The sequence below is a fragment of the Nocardioides sp. B-3 genome (assembly GCF_024703895.1).
Taxonomy (GTDB): domain Bacteria; phylum Actinomycetota; class Actinomycetes; order Propionibacteriales; family Nocardioidaceae; genus Nocardioides.
On the sequence record NZ_CP087968.1, the window covers coordinates 1,349,737 to 1,372,913 of the forward strand.

The 23,177-nt window shown below is 70.5% G+C and carries 19 protein-coding genes and 6 pseudogenes; 7 read left to right on the forward strand and 18 right to left on the reverse strand.

Translation table 11 applies throughout. The features are described from left to right. The first annotated feature begins 22 nt into the window (after positions 1–22). Positions 23–487, forward strand: a complete 465-nt coding sequence (locus tag LP418_RS08940) for an HAD family hydrolase (RefSeq protein ID WP_257956022.1) — start codon at positions 23–25, stop codon at positions 485–487. A gap of 284 nt (positions 488–771) precedes the next feature. Here the strand turns inward: LP418_RS08940 and proC are convergent, their stop codons facing one another. The 9 genes and pseudogenes from proC to LP418_RS08990 form a co-directional block, all read right to left on the reverse strand. Beyond that, positions 772–1,542, reverse strand: coding sequence for a pyrroline-5-carboxylate reductase (gene proC, locus LP418_RS08945; protein WP_257956960.1), 771 nt, complete (start codon positions 1,540–1,542; stop codon positions 772–774). Beyond that, positions 1,451–2,383, reverse strand: a complete 933-nt coding sequence (locus LP418_RS08950) for a proline dehydrogenase family protein (RefSeq protein WP_257956023.1) — start codon at positions 2,381–2,383, stop codon at positions 1,451–1,453. Before LP418_RS08950 ends, proC begins: the two co-directional genes overlap by 92 nt. Before the next feature lie 182 nt (positions 2,384–2,565). Then, on the reverse strand, positions 2,566–2,958 hold the full coding sequence (locus tag LP418_RS08955; RefSeq protein WP_257956961.1) for an ABC transporter permease: 393 nt from the start codon (positions 2,956–2,958) through the stop codon (positions 2,566–2,568). Positions 2,959–3,291: 333 nt separating this feature from the next. Then, positions 3,292–3,997: pseudogene (locus LP418_RS32890) on the reverse strand (ABC transporter ATP-binding protein). 43 nt (positions 3,998–4,040) lie between these two features. Continuing rightward, positions 4,041–5,666 (reverse strand): peroxidase family protein, encoded by a 1,626-nt coding sequence (locus LP418_RS08970; protein WP_257956024.1) that lies wholly within the window; start codon positions 5,664–5,666, stop codon positions 4,041–4,043. Between the two features lie 85 nt (positions 5,667–5,751). Next, the gene (locus LP418_RS08975) at positions 5,752–6,336 is read right to left on the reverse strand and encodes a TetR/AcrR family transcriptional regulator (RefSeq protein ID WP_257956025.1); all 585 of its coding nucleotides are present in this window, start codon (positions 6,334–6,336) and stop codon (positions 5,752–5,754) included. Next, on the reverse strand, positions 6,336–7,124 hold the full coding sequence (locus tag LP418_RS08980) for a sugar phosphate isomerase/epimerase family protein (RefSeq protein ID WP_257956026.1): 789 nt from the start codon (positions 7,122–7,124) through the stop codon (positions 6,336–6,338). The genes LP418_RS08975 and LP418_RS08980 overlap by 1 nt, the downstream gene beginning before the upstream one ends. Further along, positions 7,121–7,648, reverse strand: coding sequence for a Ppx/GppA phosphatase family protein (locus LP418_RS08985; protein ID WP_257956963.1), 528 nt, complete (start codon positions 7,646–7,648; stop codon positions 7,121–7,123). The genes LP418_RS08980 and LP418_RS08985 overlap by 4 nt, the downstream gene beginning before the upstream one ends. Continuing rightward, the gene (locus LP418_RS08990; RefSeq protein WP_257956027.1) at positions 7,540–8,064 is read right to left on the reverse strand and encodes a Ppx/GppA phosphatase family protein; all 525 of its coding nucleotides are present in this window, start codon (positions 8,062–8,064) and stop codon (positions 7,540–7,542) included. Before LP418_RS08990 ends, LP418_RS08985 begins: the two co-directional genes overlap by 109 nt. 39 nt (positions 8,065–8,103) lie before the next feature. Here LP418_RS08990 and LP418_RS08995 point away from each other — a divergent pair, with 39 nt between their 5' ends. The 3 genes from LP418_RS08995 (at position 8,104) to LP418_RS09005 (ending at position 10,287) form a co-directional block, all read left to right on the forward strand. Then, positions 8,104–8,865 (forward strand): hypothetical protein, encoded by a 762-nt coding sequence (locus LP418_RS08995; protein ID WP_257956028.1) that lies wholly within the window; start codon positions 8,104–8,106, stop codon positions 8,863–8,865. A 74-nt stretch (positions 8,866–8,939) separates the two neighbouring features. Then, complete coding sequence (locus tag LP418_RS09000) at positions 8,940–9,578, forward strand: VOC family protein (RefSeq protein WP_257956029.1); 639 nt, start codon at positions 8,940–8,942, stop codon at positions 9,576–9,578. A 4-nt stretch (positions 9,579–9,582) separates the two neighbouring features. Then, complete coding sequence (locus tag LP418_RS09005; protein ID WP_257956030.1) at positions 9,583–10,287, forward strand: class I SAM-dependent methyltransferase; 705 nt, start codon at positions 9,583–9,585, stop codon at positions 10,285–10,287. 180 nt (positions 10,288–10,467) lie between these two features. On the opposite strand, the gene LP418_RS09010 is transcribed toward LP418_RS09005, so the two are convergent. Then, the gene (locus LP418_RS09010) at positions 10,468–11,511 is read right to left on the reverse strand and encodes a LacI family DNA-binding transcriptional regulator (RefSeq protein ID WP_257956031.1); all 1,044 of its coding nucleotides are present in this window, start codon (positions 11,509–11,511) and stop codon (positions 10,468–10,470) included. A 103-nt stretch (positions 11,512–11,614) separates the two neighbouring features. Between LP418_RS09010 and radA the strand changes: the two genes are divergently transcribed. Together radA and disA are read left to right on the forward strand one after the other, a co-directional pair. After that, positions 11,615–13,024: a DNA repair protein RadA gene (gene radA, locus LP418_RS09015; protein ID WP_257956032.1), complete on the forward strand. Its 1,410-nt coding sequence runs from the start codon at positions 11,615–11,617 to the stop codon at positions 13,022–13,024. Between the two features lie 31 nt (positions 13,025–13,055). Continuing rightward, positions 13,056–14,140: pseudogene (gene disA, locus LP418_RS09020) on the forward strand (DNA integrity scanning diadenylate cyclase DisA). A gap of 258 nt (positions 14,141–14,398) precedes the next feature. On the opposite strand, the gene LP418_RS09025 reads toward disA, so the two are convergent. Next, complete coding sequence (locus LP418_RS09025) at positions 14,399–15,064, reverse strand: hypothetical protein (protein WP_257956033.1); 666 nt, start codon at positions 15,062–15,064, stop codon at positions 14,399–14,401. A 114-nt stretch (positions 15,065–15,178) separates the two neighbouring features. On the opposite strand from LP418_RS09025, the pseudogene LP418_RS09030 reads away from it, so the two are divergent. Next, positions 15,179–16,049 (forward strand): annotated as a pseudogene (locus tag LP418_RS09030) (A/G-specific adenine glycosylase). A 130-nt stretch (positions 16,050–16,179) separates the two neighbouring features. Here LP418_RS09030 and LP418_RS09035 read toward each other — a convergent pair. The 7 genes and pseudogenes from LP418_RS09035 to panD form a co-directional block, all read right to left on the reverse strand. After that, positions 16,180–18,777 (reverse strand): annotated as a pseudogene (locus LP418_RS09035) (ATP-dependent Clp protease ATP-binding subunit). Between the two features lie 171 nt (positions 18,778–18,948). Then, the gene (locus LP418_RS32895; RefSeq protein WP_442940148.1) at positions 18,949–19,041 is read right to left on the reverse strand and encodes an Lsr2 family DNA-binding protein; all 93 of its coding nucleotides are present in this window, start codon (positions 19,039–19,041) and stop codon (positions 18,949–18,951) included. 121 nt (positions 19,042–19,162) lie between these two features. After that, positions 19,163–19,267: pseudogene (gene lsr2, locus LP418_RS32900) on the reverse strand (histone-like nucleoid-structuring protein Lsr2); the annotation flags it as partial. Between the two features lie 98 nt (positions 19,268–19,365). Then, positions 19,366–20,139 (reverse strand): type III pantothenate kinase, encoded by a 774-nt coding sequence (locus LP418_RS09045; RefSeq protein ID WP_257956034.1) that lies wholly within the window; start codon positions 20,137–20,139, stop codon positions 19,366–19,368. Beyond that, complete coding sequence (gene nadC / locus LP418_RS09050; RefSeq protein ID WP_257956964.1) at positions 20,136–21,035, reverse strand: carboxylating nicotinate-nucleotide diphosphorylase; 900 nt, start codon at positions 21,033–21,035, stop codon at positions 20,136–20,138. The genes LP418_RS09045 and nadC overlap by 4 nt, the downstream gene beginning before the upstream one ends. 171 nt (positions 21,036–21,206) lie before the next feature. Next, positions 21,207–22,696: pseudogene (locus tag LP418_RS09055) on the reverse strand (L-aspartate oxidase); the annotation flags it as partial. 9 nt (positions 22,697–22,705) lie between these two features. Further along, a complete protein-coding gene (panD, locus tag LP418_RS09060) occupies positions 22,706–23,122 on the reverse strand; it encodes an aspartate 1-decarboxylase (RefSeq protein ID WP_257956965.1) in 417 nt (138 codons plus the stop codon). Between the last annotated feature and the right edge of the window lie 55 nt (positions 23,123–23,177).

A 23,177-nucleotide genomic window follows, 5' to 3' on the forward strand; every position in this document is an offset into this window, starting at 1 on the left:
CGACGGGCAGCGGCGAGCACGCGTGCGGGAGTTCCTCCCCCACCCGGACCTCGCGGACGACGCCGCCGCGGACGAGGCGTTCCTCGGCTACAGCGCGGTCTACCACGCCAGCTGGACCACCTTCTCCGATGCCGTCCCCGCCCTACGCCGGGTGCGGGCGGCCGGCCTGTGCGCTGCGGTCCTGACGAACGGCGACCACGCGCACCAGCGGCTCAAGCTCGAGCGGGTCGGGCTCGTCGACGACGAGCTGGACCGGGTGTTCACGTCCGACGAGTTCGCCTTCGGCAAGCCCGACCCCGCGGCATTCCCGGGCGCGTGTGCTCGGCTGGGCGTCGAGCCCGGTGACGCCTTGATGGTCGGCGACTCGTTGGTCGCGGACGTCGAGGGCGCCCTCGGCGCAGGGCTGCACGCCGTGCTGCTGGATCGTCGCGACGAGCACCCCTCGCACTCGCCCCGGATCCGGTCGCTGGACGAGCTGCGGTTCTGATCGCCGTACGACAGTGCTGGATCCCCGGCATCCTGAGGGGGACGATCCAGCACTGATCCGGGCCGACGACGTACCGAGAGTTCCTGCTGTCCCAGACGCTCGAGAGCAACAGGAACTCTCGGAAGGTCGGCCGCTACGTCGGCGTCCGCGAGGTTGCTACTCAACTGAGGCAGTTCGCGCCAGAAGCGGGCAGCGCCACGCTCAGTGCGTACGGCGCCGCGCTGAACTGCCTTCAGTCCGCAGCGTGACAGCGGGCTCGTCGGACTTTGCGCTGGCGGGAAGGCTCAGGATCCCTCGGCGAGCTCGCGCGAGCGGTTGCGGGCGGCCTCCATGGCGGCGAGGAACGCGGCGCGCACCTTGTGGATCTCCAGCTCACGCAGGGCGGAGGCCGTGGTGCCGCCGGGCGAGGTGACCTGTTCGCGCAGGATCGCCGGGTGGGTGCCGGTCTCGCGGAGCATCGTGGCCGAGCCGTAGAGGGTCTGGATGACCAGCTCCGAGGCGGTGGCGCGCGGCAGGCCGAGATGGACGCCGGCCTCGATCATCGACTCGACGACGAAGAAGATGTAGGCCGGGCCGGAGCCGCTGATCGCGGTGACCGCGTCCTGCTGCTTCTCGGGCACCCGCACGACCCGACCGGTCGAGGCGAGCAACGCCTCCGCCTCGGCGAGGTGTGCGTCGTCGCAGTGCGAGCCGGGCGAGATGGCGGCCATGCCCTCGTCGACGAGGGCGGGCGTGTTGGGCATGACCCGCACGACCGCGATGCCCTCGGGCACGTGCGACTCGATGAAGGCGGTGGTGATGCCGGCCGCCGGGCTGACGATCAGCTGGCCCGGGCGCAGCACCGGCGCGATCTCGCGGAGCACCGACTCCATGTCCCGGGGCTTCACGACCAGCGCGACGGTGTCGGCCTTGGTGGCCGCCTCGATGTTGGAGACCACGGCGACGCCGTACCGCTCCTCGAGCTCACGGGCGCGCTCGGGACGCTTCTCCCCCACCATGAGCTGGTCGACGCGTCCACCCGCCCGGACGAGCCCGGAGAGCAACATCTCGCCCATCACGCCGGCGCCGATGATGGCTGTGGTCATGGCTGCCTACTTCTTCGAGATCAGGGAGCGGAGGAAGAACGTGAGGTTCTGCGGGCGCTCGGCCATCCGGCGCATGAGGTAGCCGTACCACTCCCCGGCCGTAGGGGATGTAGACGCGCACCGTCTCTCCCGCGGCGGCCGGGCGCTTCTGCTCCTCGGGGCGGATGCCGTAGAGCATCTGGAACTCGTAGGTGCCGGCCCGACGGCCGTAGCGGCTGGCGAGCGAGGACGCGATCTGGATCATCCGCGGGTCGTGGCTGGCAATCATCGGGTAGCCCTGACCGCCCAGCAGCACCTTGAGGCAGCGGACATAGGACTTGTCGACGTCGAGGCGGTCCCGGAAGGCGACGGTCTCGGGCTCGTGGTAGGCGCCCTTGCACAGCCGCACCCGCGAGCCTTCGTGGGCCAGCGCGCGACAGTCGGCCTCGGTGCGGTGCAGCATCGCCTGCAGCACGGCGCCGGTCTCGGGGAAGTCCTTGCGCAGCTCGCGCAGGATGCCGAGCGTCGACTCGGTGGTGGTGTGGTCCTCCATGTCGAGGGTGACCGTGGTCCCGGCGTTGCGGGCGGCCCGGCAGATCTCGCGCGCGTTCTCCAGCGCGATCTTCTCGCCGTTGTCGGGCAACGCCCGGCCGACGGCCGAGAGCTTCACGCTGACCTCCGCCTTGCCGGCGAGGCCGCGACGGCCGAGGTCCGCGAGCAGCTCCTTGTAGGCAGCGACGGTGGCCTCGGCCTGCGCGAGGTCGAGCGTGTCCTCGCCGAGGAAGTCCGGGGGTGACGCGGAGACCGTCGTCGATGAGGCCGGCGGTGGCATCGACGGCCGACTCGGTGGTCTCACCGGGGACATAGCTCGTGACGATTCCGGAGGACACCGGCATGGTGCTGACGAGCTTCTTCACGGCGTCGCTCTTGGCGAGCAGGAGGATCGGTTGGCGGAGCAGTGACATGGCGCACAGGCTACGCCGACGGGCCCGGTCGGGCCGAGTCAGGGACGCCTCATTCCGTACGGCGACGCAGGGTCGCCGCACCGAGCGCCAGCCCCGCCAGCGCGAAACCGAGGACGACCCCGATGTCGCCCCACACGACGGCCTCGTCGGCCGCGCCGACCAGCTCCTGCATGGCGTCGACGGCGTAGGACAGCGGCAGCACGTTGCTGATCGCCTCGAGCACGCCGGGCATGGTCTCGCGCCCGACGAACAGCCCGCAGAGCAGGATCTGCGGCACCACGACGAGCGGCATGAACTGGACGGCCCGGAACTCGGTGGCCGCGAACGCGGAGACGAACAGGCCCAACGCCGTACCGAGGACGGCGTCGACGATCGCGACCACGCCCAGCAACCAGACGGGGCCGTTGACGTCGAGGCCGAGCAGGCCGACGCTGACGGCCACGGCGAGGGCGGACTGGACGGCGGCGATGGCACCGAAGGCCGGGGGCGTAGCCGAGCAGGAAGTCCAGCTTGCCCATCGGCATCGAGAGCAGCCGTTCGAGGGTGCCGCTGCTGCGCTCGCGCAGGGTGGTGACGCTGGTGACGAGGAACATCACGATGAAGGGGAACAGCGCGAGCAGGCCGGGCCCGAAGCGGTCGAAGGCCTCGCCCGGCAGGTCCCGGAACATCCACCACAGCAAGGTGATCAGCAGGCAGGGCAGCACGAGCAGCATGGCCGGGGTGCGGTGGTCGCGGCGGATCTGGGTGAGCACGCGGCCGGCGACGGCGAGCGTCCTCATGCGATCGCCTTCCCTTCCACGATGCGCAGGAACGCGTCCTCGATGTCTCTCGCGTCGCCGCGGATCTCGTCCGGAGTGCCGTTGGCGATGATCCGTCCCTCTCGCATGAGCAGCAACCGGTCGCAGCGCTCGGCCTCGTCCATCACGTGGCTCGACACGAGAACCGCCTTGCCCCGGTCGGCAAGCCGGTGGAAGAGCGCCCACAGGTCGCGACGCAGGACGGGGTCGAGGCCGACCGTCGGCTCGTCGAGGACGAGCACGTCGGGGTCGCCGAGGAGTGCGACGGCGAGGCTGGCGCGCGAGCGCTGGCCGCCGCTGAGGTTGCCGACGACCCGGTCGCGGTGGCTGTCGAGATCGACGGCCGTGATCGCTCCGGTCGATGTCGCCCGCTCCCAGCACCTTGGCGAAGAAGCGCAGGTTCTCGGCGACGGACAGGTCGTCGTAGACGCTCGCGGCCTGCGTGACGTAGCCGACGCGGTCGCGCAGCGGCTTGGCGCCGGCCGGGAGCCCGAGGATGTCGACGCCGCCTGACTCGACCTTCTGCACGCCGACGATGGCGCGCATCAGGGTCGACTTCCCACACCCGCTGGGACCGAGGAGGCCGGTCACGCCCGGGCCGACGTCGAGCGAGATGCCGGGCAGCACCTCGCGACCGCCGCGGACGACCCGGAGGTCGGTGATCGCAATGACGTTATTCACCATGTGTTGAATTGTGCGCCTCTGCAGCGGGGCGCGTCAAGGGACGTCAGTTGCCGAGTGGCGCGAGCAGGTTCTCCTTGTCCTCGAAGGCGAACACGAGCAGGTCGGTCATCCGGAAGCGGCCGTCGACCGCACCCGGGTTGGGGCGGAACTCCGGGCTCCGCACGATGGAGTGCACGCTGGCCTCCATGGCGCGATGGATCGTCTCGACCACGATCCGGGCGCCGACGCCGGTGAGCTCGCCACCGTTGAGCTCGGCCTCGCGCAGGCAGTAGAACCAGAGCGGGGTGTCGGCCGGGAAGACGTCGAGCTGGGCAGCCGACAGGTCGGAGAGGTCGGCACCCCCGGAGCCGTCGCGCAGCTGAGCCTTGGTGAGGGTCGTGACGGGCACTCCGCTGCTGCGCAGCAGCGCCGCCATCTGCTGGCCGCTGGCGAGCTTCACCATGCCGGCGCGCACCGGGTTGCGGAAGGCGAGGTTGGTCCGCATGGTTCCCTCGTCGGCAGGCACGCCACCGAAGGACCCGATCGGAAGCACGGACAACGGGTCGACCAGTCGGGTGTCGATGCGACGGGCCACGTTGAACTCGCCGCGCGGAGGCTTGAGGTCGGGTCGATTGATCTGGGCGAAGCGGTAGAGCCGGCGCCAGTCCGCGATCCAGTTGCTCGGCAGTGTCGGGTCGCCGCCGAGGTTGCCGCTCGTGCCGGAGAACGTGAACAACAGCTCGAGTGCACCGGCGCCGCTCGGGAACACGGCGTTCCGGGCATAGAGCTCGCGCACCATCGAGTGGCCGATCCGGAACGCGCCGATCGAGAACTCGACCGGCATCCTCGGCATCGAGAACGGGTCGGCACCCGGCTCCACGACCTTGCGGCCGTTCGTGAAGACGTCGGTCACCACGGCGCTGTCGCAGATGCGCGGGAGGTAGTCGGTCTTCAGCATCCACTGGTAGTGCAGGACGACCCGACGCCGCGCCTTCTCGAAGCGCTCCGCCGGCGGCACGCCCGCGCCGAGGGCGCCCACAACGCGGTTGTGGAAGCGGATCATCGCGGCGTGGTGCTGGGCGACGGCGAGGTTCTCGTCATTGCGCAGGTCGGGGATGTTCGCCTTGCGCCCGGCCGCGGCCGTCCCGGTGGTGCCGCCGACGCGGGGTACGTCGAAGCCGACCCGCGCCTTGTCGGGGCCGCTCTGCGTGGTCTTGCCGACCTTGAGCCGCGCCTTGTCCGCTTGGTAGAACTCCGACGACACGGGGTCGAGCGGGCCGGCGCCGTACAGGCTGTCGAGGTCGAGCGTCGGCGAACGGCCCTGCACGAGCTCGGCCGGCGAGACTCGGTCACCGAACGCGACCGGGGTCTTGTCGAAGGTGAGGTCGTGGTCGACGAACTGGCCGAGGTAGGTGAAGCCGGCCGGGATGTTGTCGTCGCGCTGCGCACCGCGCGTCATGGCCCGGGCCACCTTGCGCAGGATCGCGTCGGGCAGCTTCTTGCCCTTCGGCCCGACCCGCGCGAACCGGAACGTGGGCGCGGCTCGCAGCGCGACGCCGCTGCGCGCGGTGATCCCCGCCCTCGCGCTCAGTCCGTCCGCTGCGTCCGCGGGCTGCCCCACCACCCCCTCGCCCTCGATGAAGAAGACGTCCCGGCCGTGCCGGGCTGGACGATCTTGGAGCGGCATCATTACCTCCCGAGTGGATTGACGCTGTGCACTCTGCTCCGCCGGGAAGGGGCGCGCATCCCCTGATCTGCTGATGTTCGTGCAGGGATCAGGGGAGGTCGCCGGTGAGATACCGCTGGATCGTCGGGGCGTACGTCGCGATGACGCCCTCCTTCGACAGCGAGGCGAGCGGCTCGGCGCGGAGCACGTAGCGCATCAGGATCAGTCCGATCACCCGGCTCGCGACCAGCGTCATCCGGTGCTCGGGACGGTCGATGCCGAGCCTCGCGCCCACCGGCTGGATGACGACGGGGAGGAAGCCCTCGGAGAGGAGCTTGTCCCCGCCGGGCTCGAGGATCCGCCGCGCCACCGTGAGCAGGGCCGGCTGGATCGTGGGGTCGTCCCAGACGCCGAGGAAGGCGGTCAGGAACCGCTCGGCCACCTCGTCGACCGGGCCCTCGGTGACGTGCGCGACGACCGCGCGCGGGTCGACGGGCAGCTCCATCGCCGCGAGGAACAGGTCGTCCTTCGTGCCGAAGTAGTGGTGCACCAGCGCCGGGTCGACACCGGCCGCCGACGCGACGGCGCGGATCGTCGTACCGCGAAAACCCTGCTCCGCAAAGGCGGAACGCGCCGCGGCCAGCACCGCGGCGCGGGTGTCGGGGGCTCCCGGCCGGCGGCCGCGGACGCTCATCAGTTCGTGCGTACGGCGAAGTGCTGGCGCGCGAAGGCCAGCGACTCGGCAAGGTCGACGATCCGCTCCTCACGACTCGAGCAGCGGCGGGTGTTGATCTCGAGAACGATGTGGCCGTCGAAGGCCTGCTCCGCGATGTGGCCGAGGAAGGCCGCGGCACCCATGGCGCCACGGCCGGGCACGAGGTGCTCGTCCTTGACGGACCCGCTGCCGTCGGTGAGGTGGACGTGGCGCAGCCGGTCGCCCAGCCGGTCGGCCATGGCGATCACGTCGGAGCCGGCGATGGCGGCATGCGAGAGGTCGATGGTGGTGTTGGCGTAGGACTGCTCGCTCGGGTCCCACCCGGGGACGTACATCTCCATGCCGCGGCGCGACGAGGCCCGCCGTGGATACATGTTCTCGACGGCGAACTTGATCCCGGTCGACTCCTCGAGGGCGGCGATGCCGTCGACGAAGCCGGCGGAGTATTCCTTCTGCCAGCGGAACGGCGGGTGCACAACGACGACGTCGGCACCGACCGCGAGCGCCGTGTCGGCCGAGCGCTCGAGCTTGCCCCACGGCTCGGTGCCCCAGACCCGCTGCGTCCAGAGCAGGCAGGGCGAGTGGATCGCGCACACCGGCATCTCGTGGTGCTCGACCAGCTGCTTGATGGCCGAGGTCTGCTGCGACAGCGCATCGATGCCGACCATCACCTCGACGGCGTCGTAGCCGAGCTGCGCGGCGTAGCCGAAGGCGTGTGCAGTCGACTCGGGATAGACCGAGGCGGTCGACAGGGCGATCAGGGTCACGGCTGGCTCAAGACCGAGATCTGGTCGAGGCGCTCGAGGATGACGCCCTCACGCAGGGCCCACGGGCAGATCTCCAGTGCCTCCGGGTCGAAGATGTCCATGCAGGCCTCGGCGACCGGGGCGCCGGGCACGATCTGGTGGGTGCGGCTCGGCGAGACGCCCGGCAGGTGCGCCAGCTCCTCGGCGTTGAGCGCGATCAGCTTGGGGATCCAGCCGGCGAGGGTGTCGCGTTCCGAGCACCCGCGGCACCAACCGGCCGTCTGCGCTCGGCGCGGCCCCGCAGATGCGCGCCAGCGAACGGAACGTCTTCGAGGTCGCGGCCGCCCGGTCGGGGATGCCGGGGCGGAGCAGGTGGCCGGCGTTGTCGGCGATGTCGGCGCGGATCTGCCGGCGCAGCTGGCGCACCGCCTCCTCGTCAGGACGCTCGCCGTCGAACCGTGGTGCAGGCGAGCCGGGCCGCGCCGAGGGGCAGCGACCGGGCCACGTCGGGCGCCTCGTCGGAACCACCCGCGATCTCCAGCGATCCGCCACCGATGTCGAAGACCGCCAACCGGCCGGCAGACCAGCCGAACCAGCGGCGTACGGCGAGGAACGTCAGCCGTGCCTCGTCCTCTCCCGACAGCACCGCGAGGTTGACGCCGGCGACGCGGTTGACGTGCTCGAGGACGTCGTCGGAGTTGACCGCGTCGCGGACCGCGGAGGTCGCGAAGCCGAGCATGTCCGCACACCCCTTGTCCTCCGCGACCCGCACCGCGGAAGCGCAGAAGTCGGTGAGGGCGTCGATCCCGACCTGCGTCACCGCGCCGTGCTCGTCGAGGTGCTCCGCGAGCCGGAGGGGCTGCTTGTGCGAGAACGCCGGCAACGGGGCCGCGCCACCGTGTGCATCAACCACGAGGAGATGACCGGTGTTGGAGCCGATGTCGAGGACGCCCAAGCGCATGGGACCAAACTACTAGCCGCGCGAACGTAGGATCGTCCGGTGCCTGAAGTCGATCTCGTCTTTCCCCGTGCCTACGTCGAGTTCGCCGACCCCGCCGACGACGAGCAGGTGTTCCGCTGCGACCTGACGTGGCTGACGTCGAGCTTCATGTGCATCTTCGGCCGGGGCTGCCGGGGCATCTACAAGGACGCGCCCAACACCGGCTGCTGCACGTTGGGCGCACACTTCGCCGACAAGGACGACGAGTCGCGTGTCGCGGCGTACGTCGATCAGCTGACGCCGGAGCAGTGGCAGTTCCACCCCGGGCGTCCCGTGAAGAAGGCCGACTGGGTCGAGAAGGACGACGAGGGCGAGCGCAAGACGCTCACGCTCGTGCACGAGGAACAGTCGGCGTGCATCTTCCACAATCGCGCAGACTTCGCGACTGGCGCGGGTTGTGCGCTCCACGGACTGGCACTGGAGCAGGGCCGCAACCCGCTCGAGACGAAGCCCGACGTGTGCTGGCAGCTGCCGATCAGACGGACCTACCGCAACGTCGAGCGGCAGGACGGCACGAGCTACACCGAGGTCGCGATCGGCGAGTACGACCGCCGCGGCTGGGGCCCCGGCGGGCACGACCTCGACTGGTACTGCTCGGGCAACACCGAGGCGCACGTCGCCCCGGAGCCGGTCTTCGTGACGCACGAGGCCGAGCTCACCGAGCTGATGGGCGCGGGTGGTTATGGCGAGCTCGTCCGGCACTGCGAGGCGCACGTGCGTTCGCGGTCCGCACTGGCGCTGCATCCCGCCGACCCGCGCTGAACCCACACTTCTCGACGTCAAGAGAACTCGACCCCGTGTGCGGCCGGGTCGAAGAGCAGGTTCAGAATGCCTGCATGCGCCCGGACCATCTCTCTTTCGCAGCCACGCCGGACGGCCTCGCCAGCACAGCCCAGCGCATCGGGACACTGCTGGGCAAGGACTTCATCGACGGCGGGGTCCACCCCCGCTTCGGCACCCGCAACATGATCATGCCGCTCGACGGGGGCACCTACCTCGAGATCGTCGAGGTGCTCGACCACCCCGCCAGCGACAAGGCCCCCTTCGGGCAGGCCGTGCGCGCCCGCTCGGCCGCCGGTGGCGGCTGGCTCGGCTGGGTCGTCGCGATCGACAACCTCACCGAGGTGGAGACGCGACTCGGTCGCGAAGCCGTCAAGGGCAACCGGCACCTGCCGTCCGGCGAAGAGCTGCTGTGGAAGCAGATCGGCGTCAACGACCTGATGGCCGACCCGCAGCTGCCGTTCTTCATCCAGTGGGACTCCCCGCGCGAGATGCACCCCAGCAACGGCGCCGACCCCGACTTCTCCCCGGCCACGCTGGAGATCGCCGGCGACCCGCAGCGCGTCAGCGAGTGGCTCGGCGAGACCGTCGAGGCCCCGCTCGAGGACGTCAAGGTCGAGTGGGTCGCCCCCAACGGCACCCCCGGCATCCCGGCCGCGCAGTTCCAGACCCCCTCGGGTCTGGTCCGCATCTGATCCGGTGACGCGCCCTCCGCGCATCGAGGGCGCCACCCCGTCGCCGAACATCTGGCACCACCCGGCGACCTACGAGATCGAGAACCGCGCGGCCGACCCGCACGGTCGGATCGAGGAGGCAATGTCCTCGGTCGCGTCCCGGTCCGGTGCGCGCTTCCTCGACGTCGGCTGCGGCAGCGGCTTCCACCTACCGCAGTGGGCCTCGACCGCGGCCTCGGTGATCGGCGTCGAACCGCACCCCGACCTCGCGAGGCTGGCGCTGCGCCGTACGCGCAAGCTGTCCAACGTCGCTGTCTCCGTCGGTACGGCGCAGGCCCTCCCGATCGCCGACGCGTCGGTCGACGTCATGCAGGCACGATGGGCCTACTTCTTCGGACCCGGCAGCGAGCCGGGGCTGGCCGAGCTCGACCGCGTGATGGCGCGCGGCGGGACGGCGTTCGTGATCGACAACGACGGCTCGCGCTCGACCTTCGGCTCGTGGTTCCTCCGCGGCTATCCGATGGTCGACCCCGTCGCCGTCGAGCGCTTCTGGTCGACGCGCGGCTGGACCCGGATCCCGGTCGACATGGGCTGGTCGTTCTCCTCGCGCGCGGACTTCGAGGCGGTGGTGCGGATCGAGTTCGCGCCCGAGCTGGCGGAGTCGATCATCGCGACGCACGAGGGCACCGACGTCGACTACGCCGTCAACGTGTGGTGGCGTCGCTTCTGACTGCGCTGATCACGCCGGACGGGGTATCCACCTCGTTACCAAATGTCCCGATTACGAGGGTCTCCGCCGGGAGGTAGGTAACGTTACCTACCTCGCCGCCGAGGGCCTCGGATCCAGTCATTTGGTAACCACCCGGATACCGACTGACGACGTGCGGGCGCGGTGGGTTGACGCCCGGCGTCAGCTGGATCCGCGGATGGCGAGCGTCGGCGTGAGGAGGACGCCCTGCGCGGGCGGCGGCAGGTGGCCCAGCAGGGTCTCGAGGGCGCGCACGATCGCGACAGCGACGTCCTCGAGCGGCTGGCGCACCGACGTGAGCCCGACCGGGAAGACCTGCGCAACCTGCGAGTCGTCGAAGCCGACGACGGCGATGTCGCGGCCCGGTGCGAGCTGGCGGATCCACAGGGTGTGCAGCACGCCCATGGCCAACGTGTCGGAGGCACAGACGAACGCGGTGGGAGCGGACTCGTCGAGGAGTACGGCGGCTGCCTCGGCGCCGCTCTGGACGGTGTCCTCCACCCGCGAGGCGAGTCCGGTGGTGGCGTGGCCCGCGTCGCGCATCGCGCTCAGCCAACCCGCGCGACGGTCCTCGCCGATGGGTGAGTCCTTGCGCCAGCCGATCCAGGCGATCCTCGTGTGGCCCTTGGCGATGAGGTGCTCGGTGGCCGGGCGGGTGCCTGCCGCGCCGTCGACATCGACCCATGGGTGGGTCGCCTGTGGCTGGTCCCACGGGCGACCGAACGCGACGAAGGGCGCACGCTGCTCGGTGAGCCGGGCCGCTTGCGGGTTGCCGAGATAGGTGTCGGTCACGACGAAGGCATCGACGGCGGTGGCGCGGAGGAGGTGGTCGTAGCCACCGACCGGGTCGTCGTTGTCCCCGGCGAAGAGGAGCACGTGATAGCCCGCCTCGGCGGAGGTGTCGACGAGGGTGTGCACGAAGCGGTCCATCATCGCGTTGGCCGTGCCCTCCTGTGCGGGCAGGACGCGCAGGCCGATCAGCTGCGAGCTGCGGGTGCGCAGGTTGCGGGCCGCGCGGTTGGGGGAATAGCCCATCTCGTCGATCGCCTCGCGGACCCGCTCGAGGGTGTCGGGGCGCAGCAGGTCGGGGTTGTTGACGGCGTTGGACACGGTCTGGCGCGAGACACCGGCCCGCTCCACGACGTCCGCGAGCGTCGGCGGCGCGACCGGGATGAATCCGGCTGCCCGTGGCTCCGTGCGCGACATCGCTGGCTCCTTGATCGTTCCAATCCACCAGCAGCATAACCGCCTCATTCGCTGGCGGGTGGGCACCCGGGCACTGTCGGTGGCGTCGCCTACGGTTCGCTGCATGAGCAAAACCGCCAAGGTCAGGTCCGCCTATCGCTGCACGGAGTGCAGCTGGGAGACGACCAAGTGGGTCGGCCGCTGTGGCGAGTGCCGGGCTTGGGGATCCGTCGTCGAGGCGGCGGCCCCGACCCTGCGCACGGCCGCGTCGCCGGTGACGACGCCGGCGGTGCCGATCGGGCAGGTCTCGGTGGAGGACTCGCAGTTCCGCACCAGCGGCGTGCCAGAGCTCGACCGGGTGCTCGGTGGTGGGTTGGTCCCCGGTGCCGCGATCCTGCTCGCGGGCGAGCCGGGCGTCGGCAAGAGCACGCTGCTGCTCGAGGTCGCCGCCCAGACGGCGCGCGTGCGCACCCGCACCCTCTACGTCACCGGCGAGGAGTCCGCCTCGCAGGTCCGGCTCCGCGCCGACCGCACGCGCGGGGTGCACGACGAGCTGTTCCCGGCCGCCGAGACGGACCTCGGCGCGGTGCTCACGCACATCGAGCAGGTGCGACCCACGCTGCTGGTGATCGACTCGGTGCAGACGATCGGCGCGAGCGGCATCGAGGGCGTGCCCGGCGGTGTCACCCGTGTCAAGGAGGTCGCCGCCGCGCTGATCCGGGTCGCGAAGACCCGCAACATCACCACCGTCCTCGTCGGTCACGTGACCAAGGACGGCTCCATCGCAGGGCCGCGCGTCCTCGAGCACCTCGTCGACGTCGTGCTGCACTTCGAGGGCGACCGCAACTCCCGCTTCCGGATGGTCCGCGCGATGAAGAACCGCTTCGGCCCGGTCGACGAGGTCGGCTGCTTCGACCTGTCCTCCGAGGGCATCCGTGCGGTGACGGACCCGACCGGCCTCTTCGTCGAGCACCACTCCTCCCAGGTGCCGGGCACCTGCGTGGCGGTGATGATGGAGGGGCGCCGGCCGATGCTCGCGGAGGTGCAGGCGCTCGTGACGCCCTCACCCCCGGAGCGTCCGCGGCGGACGACGTCGGGCATCGACGGCTCCCGAGTGGCGATGATCCTCGCCGTGCTGCAGCAGCACGCCGGTGTCCGGCTGCACCAGCACGACGTCTTCGGCTCCACGGTCGGCGGCGCGCGCATCACCGAGCCGGCCGCCGACCTCGCGATCGCCATCGCCATCGCCAGCTCCACGAGCGGCATGGCGCCGCCCAAGGGGGTCGTCGCGATGGGCGAGATCGGGCTGGCCGGCGAGCTGCGGCGCGTCCACGACCTGCCGCAACGGCTGGCCGAGGCGGCCCGACTGGGCTTCCGGATGGCGATCGTGCCGAGCGAGCCGGGTGCGCCCGACTCCCCCAACGGTCGCAACGTCGACGGGATGCACGTGCTCGACGTGAGCACGGTGTTCTCGGCACTGCGCGCGGTGAAGGTGCTGAACGGTGATAGGCCAACCCGAGGTCCCCTAGACTGACGCGCGCGACCGGCGCACTCCCGGGGAGGGAATCTTGGCTGAGCGAATCGACGACGCGCTACGACTGCGCGCCACGCTCGCCGAGATCGCGCCCGGCACCGCCCTGCGCGATGGACTCGAGCGGATCCTTCGTGGTCGCACCGGGGCGCTGATCGTGCTCGGCATCGACAAGACCGTCGAGTCGATCGCGACCGGCGGCTTCACGCTCGACGTGCCCTTCACGGCCACGGGCCTGCGCGAGCTCGCCAAGATGGACGGCGCGATCATCGTCGACAAGGACATCTCGCGGATCCACCGCGCGGCCGTGCACCTGATGCCCGACCACACGATCCCTTCCGAGGAGACCGGCACCCGGCACCGCACGGCCGACCGGGTCGCCCGCCAGACCGGGTGGCCGGTGATCTCGGTGTCGCAGTCGATGCAGATCATTGCGGCGTACGTCGGAGACATCCGCCACGTCCTCGAGGACTCCGGCAAGATCCTCTCCCGCGCCAACCGGGCCCTCGCCACGCTCGAGCGCTACAAGATGCGGCTCGACGAGGTCTCCTCGACGCTGTCGGCGCTGGAGATCGAAGACCCGGTCACCGTGCGCGACGTCGCCGTGGTGGCCCAAAGGCTCGAGATGGTCACCCGCATCGCCAGCGAGATCGACGACTACGTCCTCGAGCTCGGCACCGACGGCCGTCTGCTCTCCCTGCAGCTCGAGGAGCTCATCACCGGCGTCGACGCGGAGCGTGAGCTCGTCGTCCGCGACTACCTGCCGACCGGCAAGCGCAAGAAGACGACTCCCGAGACGATGCTGACCGATCTGGCCGCACTCTCCCCGACCGACCTCGTCGACCCGGGCTCGGTCGCTGGCGTGCTCGGCCTCGGCACCGGCGAACACCTCGACGGCGCCGTCGCCCCGCGCGCTACCGCCTGCTCGCCAAGGTGCCGCGCCTGCCCGCCCGTGTCGTCGACCGCCCGGTCGAGCACTTCGGCGGACTGCAGCAGCTGCTCTCCGCCGGCATCGACGACCTCCGGGCCGTCGAGGGCGTCGGCGAGCTCCGGGCCCGCAGCGTGCGTGAGGGGCTCTCCCGGCTGGCGGAGTCGAGCATCACCGAGCGCTACATCTGAGGGCTGCCCGTCGGAGTTCAGCGGTGCCACACCCACATTTTCTCGCGCTCGAATGTGGGTGGCTCACCTCCGCCCGGAGTGTCGCCGACGACTCGCCGTACGACGGGCAGCAAGGCCACATTCCGCGACCGCAGAATGTGGGTCAGGCACCGCCCGGGGGCAACCAAGGGGCTCAACCCTCGGAGTTGCCGGTCCCCTGCTCGCCGGGGGTGTGGGCGGTGTCGCCCTGCTTGTTCTTGCCCCTCGTCGGCTCGGGTTTCAGGCGTCACCGTCTTGGTGATCACTTCCGCTCGGCCGGACGACGAGCTCGAACTGGACGTCCGTGGGCTCACCGCCCAGTGCGGCCGCCTCCACGTGGTAGAAACCGGGCAGGGCCCAGTCCCGCTGCTCGGTGCAGCCCTCGTCGGAGCGGCGAGCCTGCTGCCAGACGACCGTGACGGGCGCGTCCACGGCCTGCCGGACGACCACGTCCCGGGGGACGATGCTCGCCGGGCACTCGCGGCTCGACCAGATGGAGTCGTTGCCCGAGGTGATCGAGACGGTGAGCGTCTCGGGCGAGACGCTCCAGGTGCATGCGGGGGTCGAGACGGTGCGCAGGTTCAGCGTGATCGGCACGTCGGTGTCACCGAGGGCCTCCGCCACCACCGGCGTGGCCACGATGTCGCTGCTCACGCAGGGCCCGGTCGGCTCGGCGAGCGGCGGCTCGGTCGGGGTCTGCTTCTTCTTGCGCTTCTTCTTCACCGGTTCGGTGGTCACGGCCTCGGTCGGCGAGGTCGTGGTCGTCGCACCGGCGGTGGACGCCCGGTCGGAGCCACCGTCGGAGGCGTCACTCAGACCACCCAGGAGCCTCGCGAAGAGCGCCACGAGCACCAGCGCCGTGCCGAGCAGCACGAGGCGTCGCGTCCAGTAGACGCGCGCGGGCAACGGGCCCGCGCGGCTGCAGGGGCGGGGAAGGCATGCGGACACGGTAGACAACCAGGACGGCGCGATCCGGCTGCCACTCCGCGAGACCCCGCATCCCGCCTAGGATCTGACGCGATGAGCGACCTCCACGACCCCGTGCTCGGGTGGTACGACGAGCACGCGTGTGATCTCCCGTGGCGCTCGCCGTCCGCGTCGGCGTGGTCGGTGATGGTCTCCGAGTTCATGCTCCAGCAGACGCCCGTGGTTCGCGTGCTCCCTGTGCACGCGGCTTGGCTCACTCGCTGGCCCACCCCGGCGGCGCTCGCCGCCGAGTCCACGGGCGAGGCGGTGCGGATGTGGGGCCGGCTCGGCTACCCACGACGCGCGCTGCGCCTGCACGCGGCCGCCACGGCCATCGTCTCCGAGCACGGGGGCGAGGTGCCTGCGGCGTACGGCGACCTGCTGGCCCTGCCCGGCATCGGGGACTACACCGCGTCGGCGATCGCGAGCTTCGCCTTCGGGCAGCGGCACGTCGTGCTCGACACCAACGTCCGGCGAGTGTTCGCACGGGCGGTCAGCGGGGTCGAGTTCCCTCCGGCGTCGGTCAGCCGGGCCGAGCGCGAGCTCGCCACCGCGCTGCTGCCCGAGGACGAGCCCACCGCCGCGACCCGGGCCGTGGCGGTGATGGAGCTCGGCGCCCTCGTCTGCACCGCGCGCGACCCGCGTTGCGACGACTGCCCGATCGCCGACCGGTGCGCGTGGCTGGCGGCCGGGCGACCCGCTCACGACGGCCCCGCCCCGGCGCGGCCGGGCCCGGGACGGCACCGACCGCCAGTGCCGCGGGAAGATCATGGCGGTGCTGCGCGACGCCGACGGCCCGGTCCACTCCTCGCGCATCGATGCCGTCTGGCCGGACGACGTCCAGCGCGAGCGCTGTCTCGCCGGCCCGGTCGCCGACCGGCTGGTCGAGGTGGCCGGCCCGTCGGCGTACGCACTCCCCGGGTAGTCCAGTGGCAGATGGCTGTCGAACTGGCCCGCGGGCGACCATCTGCCACTGAACTACCGCGACGGGCGGCCCCCAAATGCACCCGGAGCCCCCGGCCGGGCTGGCCGGGGCTCCGGATGCTGCGCTGCACTCAGTCGTTGGGCTTCTTCTCCACGTCGACCGGGCCGGCGGTGTCGTCGGGACCCTCGAGCGGAGCCTCGGCGTCGCCGATGAGGTCGGCCGTCTCGAAGGGCGGCATGTCCGGCATGGCCGAGACCTTCTGCCCCTTGAACGTGAAGGTCGCGGCAGGGCCCTCGCCCTCGATGTCGACGAGCACGATCTGGCCGGGGCCGATCTCGCCGAAGAGCATCTTCTCGGCCATCACGTCCTCGATCTCGCGCTGGATCGTGCGACGCAGCGGCCGCGCTCCCAGCACCGGGTCGAAGCCCCGCTCCGCGAGCAGGTTCTTCGCGGGCTGGGTGAGCTCGAGGGCCATGTCGCGGTCCTTGAGCCGGAGCTCGACGCCCGCGATCATGTTGTCGACCATCGCCACGATCTGCTCCTGCGTCAGCGGCGGGAAGACGATGATCTCGTCGACACGGTTGAGGAACTCGGGCCGGAAGTGCTGCTTGAGCTCCTCCCCGACCTTCGTCTTCATCCGCTCGTAGCTGCTGCCGTCACCGGTCTGCTGGAAACCGAGGTTCTGGCCCTTGGAGATGTCCTTGGTGCCGAGGTTGGTGGTCATGATGATGACGGTGTTCTTGAAGTCGACCACCCGGCCTTGAGAATCCGTGAGTCGGCCCTCTTCGAGGATCTGCAACAGGCTGTTGAAGATGTCCGGGTGGGCCTTCTCGACCTCGTCGAAGAGCACCACGGAGAACGGCTTGCGGCGCACCTTCTCGGTGAGCTGGCCGCCCTCTTCGTAGCCGACGTAGCCGGGAGGCGAACCGAACAGCCGCGAGACCGTGTGCTTCTCGCTGAACTCGCTCATGTCGAGCTGGATCAGCGAGTCCTCGTCACCGAAGAGGAAGTCGGCGAGCGTCTTGGACAGCCACGTCTTTCCGACACCGGACGGGCCGGCGAAGATGAAGGAGCCGCCCGGACGCTTCGGGTCCTTGAGCCCGGCACGCGTACGGCGGATGGCGCGCGAGAGAGCCTTGACGGCCTCTTCCCGGCCGATGACGCGCTTGTGCAGCTCGTCCTCCATCTTGAGCAGTCGCGAGGACTCCTCCTCGGAGAGCTTGACGATCGGGATGCCGGTCGCGACGGCGAGCACCTCGGCGATCAGCTCCTCGTCGACCTCGGCGACCTCGTCCATGTCGCCGGAGCGCCACTGGGTCTCGCGCTCGGCCTTGCGGGCGATGAGCTGCTTCTCCTCGTCGCGCAGGCGGGCGGCGGCCTCGAAGTCCCGGCCGTCGATCGCGCCTTCCTTGCGCTGGCGCACGTCGGCGATCTTGTCGTCGTACTCGCGCAGGTCGGCCGGGGCCGTCATCCGGCGGATGCGCAGTCGCGAGCCCGCCTCGTCGATGAGGTCGATCGCCTTGTCCGGCAGGAACCGGTCGGAGATGTAGCGGTCGGCCAGCGTGGCCGCGGAGACGAGCGCCTCGTCGGTGATGGTGACGCGGTGGTGCGCCTCGTAGCGGTCGCGCAGGCCCTTGAGCATCTCGATCGTGTGGGCGATCGACGGCTCGGCGACCCGGATCGGCTGGAAGCGGCGCTCGAGCGCGGCGTCCTTCTCGAGGTACTTGCGGTATTCGTCAAGGGTCGTCGCACCGATGGTCTGCAGCTCGCCACGGGCCAGCATCGGCTTGAGGATCGAGGCCGCGTCGATCGCGCCCTCGGCCGCACCGGCACCGACGAGGGTGTGGATCTCGTCGATGAACAGCACGATGTCGCCGCGCGTCCGGATCTCCTTGAGCACCTTCTTCAGGCGCTCCTCGAAGTCACCGCGGTAGCGAGCCGGCGACGAGGGCACCCGTGTCGAGGGTGTAGATCTGCTTGTCCTTGAGCGTCTCGGGCACGTTGCCCTTGACGATGTCTCGGGCCGGGCCCTCGACGATGGTCGTCTTGCCGACGCCGGGCTCGCCGATGAGGACAGGGTTGTTCTTCGTGCGCCGAGACAGGATCTGCATGACCCGCTCGATCTCCTGCTCGCGGCCGATCACCGGGTCGAGCTTGCCCTCGCGGGCGGCCCGGGTCAGGTTGCGGCCGAACTGGTCGAGGACCAGCGAGCTCGACGGCGCCTCGGTGCCGGAAGCGCTCGCGGTCGAGCCGGACGCGCCCGACTCCTTGCCCCGGGAACCCGGACAGCAGCTGGATGACCTGCTGGCGGACCCGGTTGAGGTCGGCGCCGAGCTTCTGCAGAACCCGGGCTGCGACGCCCTCGCCCTCGCGGATCAACCCGAGCAGGATGTGCTCGGTGCCGATGTAGGAGTGGCCGAGCTGCAGCGCCTCGCGCAGGGACAGCTCGAGCACCTTCTTGGCGCGCGGCGTGAACGGGATGTGCCCGGACGGGGCCTGCTGGCCCTGACCGATGATCTCCTCGACCCAGGCGCGCACGGCCTCCGGGGAGATGTCGAGGGACTCGAGGGCCTTGGCGGCGACGCCCTCGCCCTCGTGGATGAGACCGAGCAGGATGTGCTCGGTCCCGATGTAGTTGTGGGAGAGCATGCGGGCCTCTTCCCCGGGCCAGCACGACAACTCGCCGGGCTCGGTCGGTGAACCGCTCTGAACATGTGCGCTCCTCAATGTCTGTGGTCCGCGAAACCGCTGCGGACAGTGGGCTCAACGCCCGACTCCACCCTACGTGTTCCCACGATCCCAGCGGAGTCGTCCGCTATCAGCGAACACGGGTCGTGAGGTCACGCAGTACGGCGCCGCACCCTCGACGAGGGTGCGGCGCCGTACGACGAGAGGTGGATCAGTGTGCGGCGTCGTAGGCCTGCTGGATGTCACCGGAGATCCGGCCCCGCTCGGAGACGTCCATGCCCCGGCCCTTGGCCCACTCGCGCACGTCCTTGGTGTTGGTCGACGAACCGGTGGCCTTGCGCCCCCTGCGCGCGCCACCCGTCACCCTGCGCGTGCCCGACATATCCGCTCAGCGCATTGCGCAGTGCCGACGCATTGCTGTCATTCAGATCGATTTCGTACGTCGTGCCATCGAGGCCGAACGTGACGGTTTCGTCTGCCTCACTGCCGTCGAGATCGTCGACGAGAATGATGTTGACCTTCTGTGCCATGAATATTCCTCACGGGTGTTTGGGGTGTGGAAATGCGTCACCAAGTAAAGCCCCCTTTACCCCACTGAAGCAACACCTGTTGAAAACTTGTGCAAACGTCAGGAATTGCGTTCGATGACGAGCCGCAATCCCTGCAACGTCAGCCGGGGCGAATGTGCGGTGAAACACGAGCATTCTTCGCGCACGAGCGGCGCGAGATGGCCCGTGGAAATGACATTCACGTCGGCCGCCTCGACACCGAGCTCGGCAATCATCCTCGCGACCATGCCGTCCACCTGCGCCGCGGTCCCGAAGAGCATTCCGCTCTGCAGCGCCTCGACGGTGTTCTTGGCGATCACGGATCGCGGCCGCAGGAGCTCGACCTTGCGCAGCTGCGCGCCGCGCCGCCCCGTGGCTTCGAGGGAGAGCTCGATGCCGGGCGCGATGGCGCCGCCGACGTACTGTCCGCTCGCGCTCACCACGTCGAAGGTGGTCGCGGTGCCGCCGAAGTCGACGACAATCGCCGGACCGCCGAATTCATGGGCGGCAGCGAGCGCATTGATGATGCGGTCGGCGCCGACCTCGCGCGGATTGTCCATCAGCACCGGGACGCCCGTGCGCACTCCGGGCTCGACGACCACGCTGCGAATCCCCTCGAAATGCCGGGCCAGCATGTCGCGCCATTCGTGCAGCACCGCCGGGACGGTCGAACAGACGGCAATCGCATCAATGGTGCGGCCGGTTTCGGCGAGGAGTCCGCGCACGAGCACGGCCCATTCGTCGGAGGTACGGCGCTCGTCGGTCGAGACCCGCCAGTGCGCGACGACTTCCGCGCCCTCGAGAAGTCCCGGGACGGTGTCGGAATTGCCGATGTCGGCGGCGAGCAGGGTCATTCGTCCACGAGATCCATGCCGATGTCGAACACCTTCACCGAATGCGTCAGGGCACCGACCGAGATGAAGTCGACACCGGTCTCGCCGACCTCGCGCGCCCGCTCGAGGGTGAGCCCGCCCGAGGCCTCGAGGACCGCGCGGCCGGCGTTGATCGCCACCGCCTCGGCCATCATCGGGCTGGACATGTTGTCGAGCAGGATGCGGTCGCAGCCCGCGTCGAGGAGCTCGCGCAGCTGGTCGAGGTCGGTCACCTCGACCTCGATCTGGAGGCCGGGGTAGGCCGCACGCACGGCTTCGAGGGCCGGCACGACGCCACCGGCGGCGATGACGTGGTTGTCCTTGACCATCGCCATGTCGCTCAGCGAGAAGCGGTGGTTGACGCCGCCACCGCAGCGGACGGCGTACTTCTGGAGCGCGCGCCAGCCGGGCAGGGTCTTGCGGGTGTCGAGCACCCGGGCGTTGGTGCCCTCGAGCGCCTCGACCCAGTGCGAGGTGGCGGTCGCGACGCCGGACAGGTGGCTGGCGAAGTTGAGGGCGGTGCGCTCGGCGGTGAGCAGTCCGCGCGTCCGGCCGGCCACCCGCATGACGACGTCGCCCTCGGCCACCCGAGTGCCGTCGGCCACCCGATCGGTGATCTCGACCTCGTCACCCATGACGTAGCGGAAGACCATCGCGGCCACGCCCAGCCCGGCGACCACACCCGGCTCGCGCGCAGCGAAGTCGGCGCGTCCTCGGGCCTCGGCGGAGATGGTCGCGGCACTCGTGGTGTCGACCGCCCCGTTGGGGAGGTCCTCCTCGAGCGCGCGCACGATGTCGGCGTAGATCGCCGCCGGGTCGAGTCCCGCGGCGGACAGCTCGGTGACGAGGTCGGCCGGCAGTGCGGCATACGGGATCATGCGACTGCTCCTGTGGACGGGTCGGTGGACGCGGCGGGCACGAACGACTGCTCGAGGCGACCGTCGACGAGGCGGGTGTCGATGTGACCGGCCCGGCTGACGTCGTCGCGGTCGGGGGAAGTCCTCGCGCCAGTGCGAGCCGCGGGTCTCCTCGCGCCGCAGCGCGGCTCCCGCGAGGGCGCTGCTGATGACCCGGAGGTTTGTCGTCTCCCAGCCATCGACACCCGGGACGGCGTCGTGGTCGGCGTCGCGATCACCGAGCCAGTCGATGGCCTCGGCGATGCCGAGGGCGGTGCGCAGGACGCCCACACGGGTCGTCATCATGGCCTGCAGCTCGGGACGCTGGGCCCAGTCGACGAGGCCGTCGGAGCGCTTGTCCGACGCCGGCGTCGACCACGCGCGCAGCTCACCCGGCAGCACGTCGGCGATCCGGCGGGAGAAGACGAGTCCTTCGAGGAGCGAGTTGGAGGCGAGCCGGTTGGCACCGTGTACGCCGCTGCACGTGACCTCTCCGGTGGCGTAGAGCCCGGGCACGCTCGAGCGACCGTGCAGATCTGTGGCGACGCCGCCGGACGCGTAGTGCTGGGCGGGTGCGACGGGGATGAGCTGGGTGACCGGGTCGACGCCGTGCTGGCGGCAGACCGCGAGGATGGTCGGGAAGCGCTTCTCCCAGAACTCCTTGCCGAGATGGCGGGCGTCGAGCCACATGTGCGGCTGGTCGGTCTCGAGCATCCGGCGGGTGATCGCCTTGGCGACGACGTCGCGGGGGCGAGGTCGGCGAGCTCGTGCTGGCCGACCATGAAGCGGTTGCCCTCGAAGTCGACGAGGAAGGCGCCCTCGCCACGGACCGCCTCGGAGATCAGCGGTTGCTGGCCCTGCGAGTCGGGGCCGAGGTACATCACCGTCGGGTGGAACTGGACGAACTCCGGGTCGCGCAAGGTGGCGCCCGCGCGCAGCGCGATCGCCATGCCGTCGCCGGTCGAGACGCTCGGGTTGGTGGACTGCGAGAACACTCGGCCGAGGCCGCCGCTCGCGAGCACGATCGCGCGACAGTGGGCGGCACCGACGCCGTCGCGCTGGCCCTCACCGAGCACGTGCAGGGTCACACCGGCCACACCGCCGTCGTCAGCGAGCAGCAGGTCGACGGCCAGCGCGTGCTGGATGACCTCGATCTCGGGCGCGCTCTCGATCGCGACGATCAGCGCGCGCTGGATCTCGGCCCCGGTCGCGTCGCCACCGGCGTGCGCGATGCGGTCGCGGTGGTGACCGCCCTCGCGGGTCAGCGACAGCTCGCCGTCGTGGTGGTCGAACTCGGTGCCGAGGGCGATCAGCTCGCGGACGGCGTCGGGCCCCTCGGTCACGAGCGCGCGGACTGCTTCGACGTCGCACGCCCCGGCGCCGGCAACGAGGGTGTCGACCGGGTGCTGGTCGGGGGTGTCACCGGGACCGAGCGCCGCCGCGATGCCGCCCCGGGCCCACTGCGTGGACCCGGCATTGAGGACGTCCTTGGTGACCACCAGGAGCTTGAGGCTCCGGTCGGCGGCGTGGATGCGCAACGCCGCGGTCAGCCCGGCGATGCCGGAGCCGATCACCACCACGTCGGCCCGGGTGGTCCACCCGGGCTCGGGTGCGGTCAGGCGGCCCGGCAGGCGTTCACTCATCCGGGCAGGCTAGCGGGCGAGGAAGTCGCCGCGCGTCAGCGCGGGATCACCGAAGGTCTCGGCGGGGTCGAAGCCCGTCGCGAGCACCAAGTTGTCGGCGTCGACGAAGACGACGGCAGGCTTGTAGTCCTTTGCCTCCGCGGTCTCCATCTGGCCGTAGGCGATCAGGATGACCGTGTCGCCGGGGTGCACGAGTCGGGCCGCGGCGCCGTTGATGCCGATCACGCCCGAGCCGCGCTCGCCGGCGATCGTGTAGGTCTCGAGGCGGGCGCCGTTGGTGACGTCGACGATGTGGACGAGCTCGCCGGACAGCAGGTCTGCTGCGTCGAGGAGGTCCTCGTCGACCGTCACGGATCCGACGTAGTGGAGGTCCGCCCGGGTCACGGTGGCCCGGTGGATCTTGGACTTCATCATCGTGCGCAGCATCAGCTGCTCCCTTCTTCTGTGGTCGAGCCCGCTGGGGTGCCCGCCGGAGTGGTGA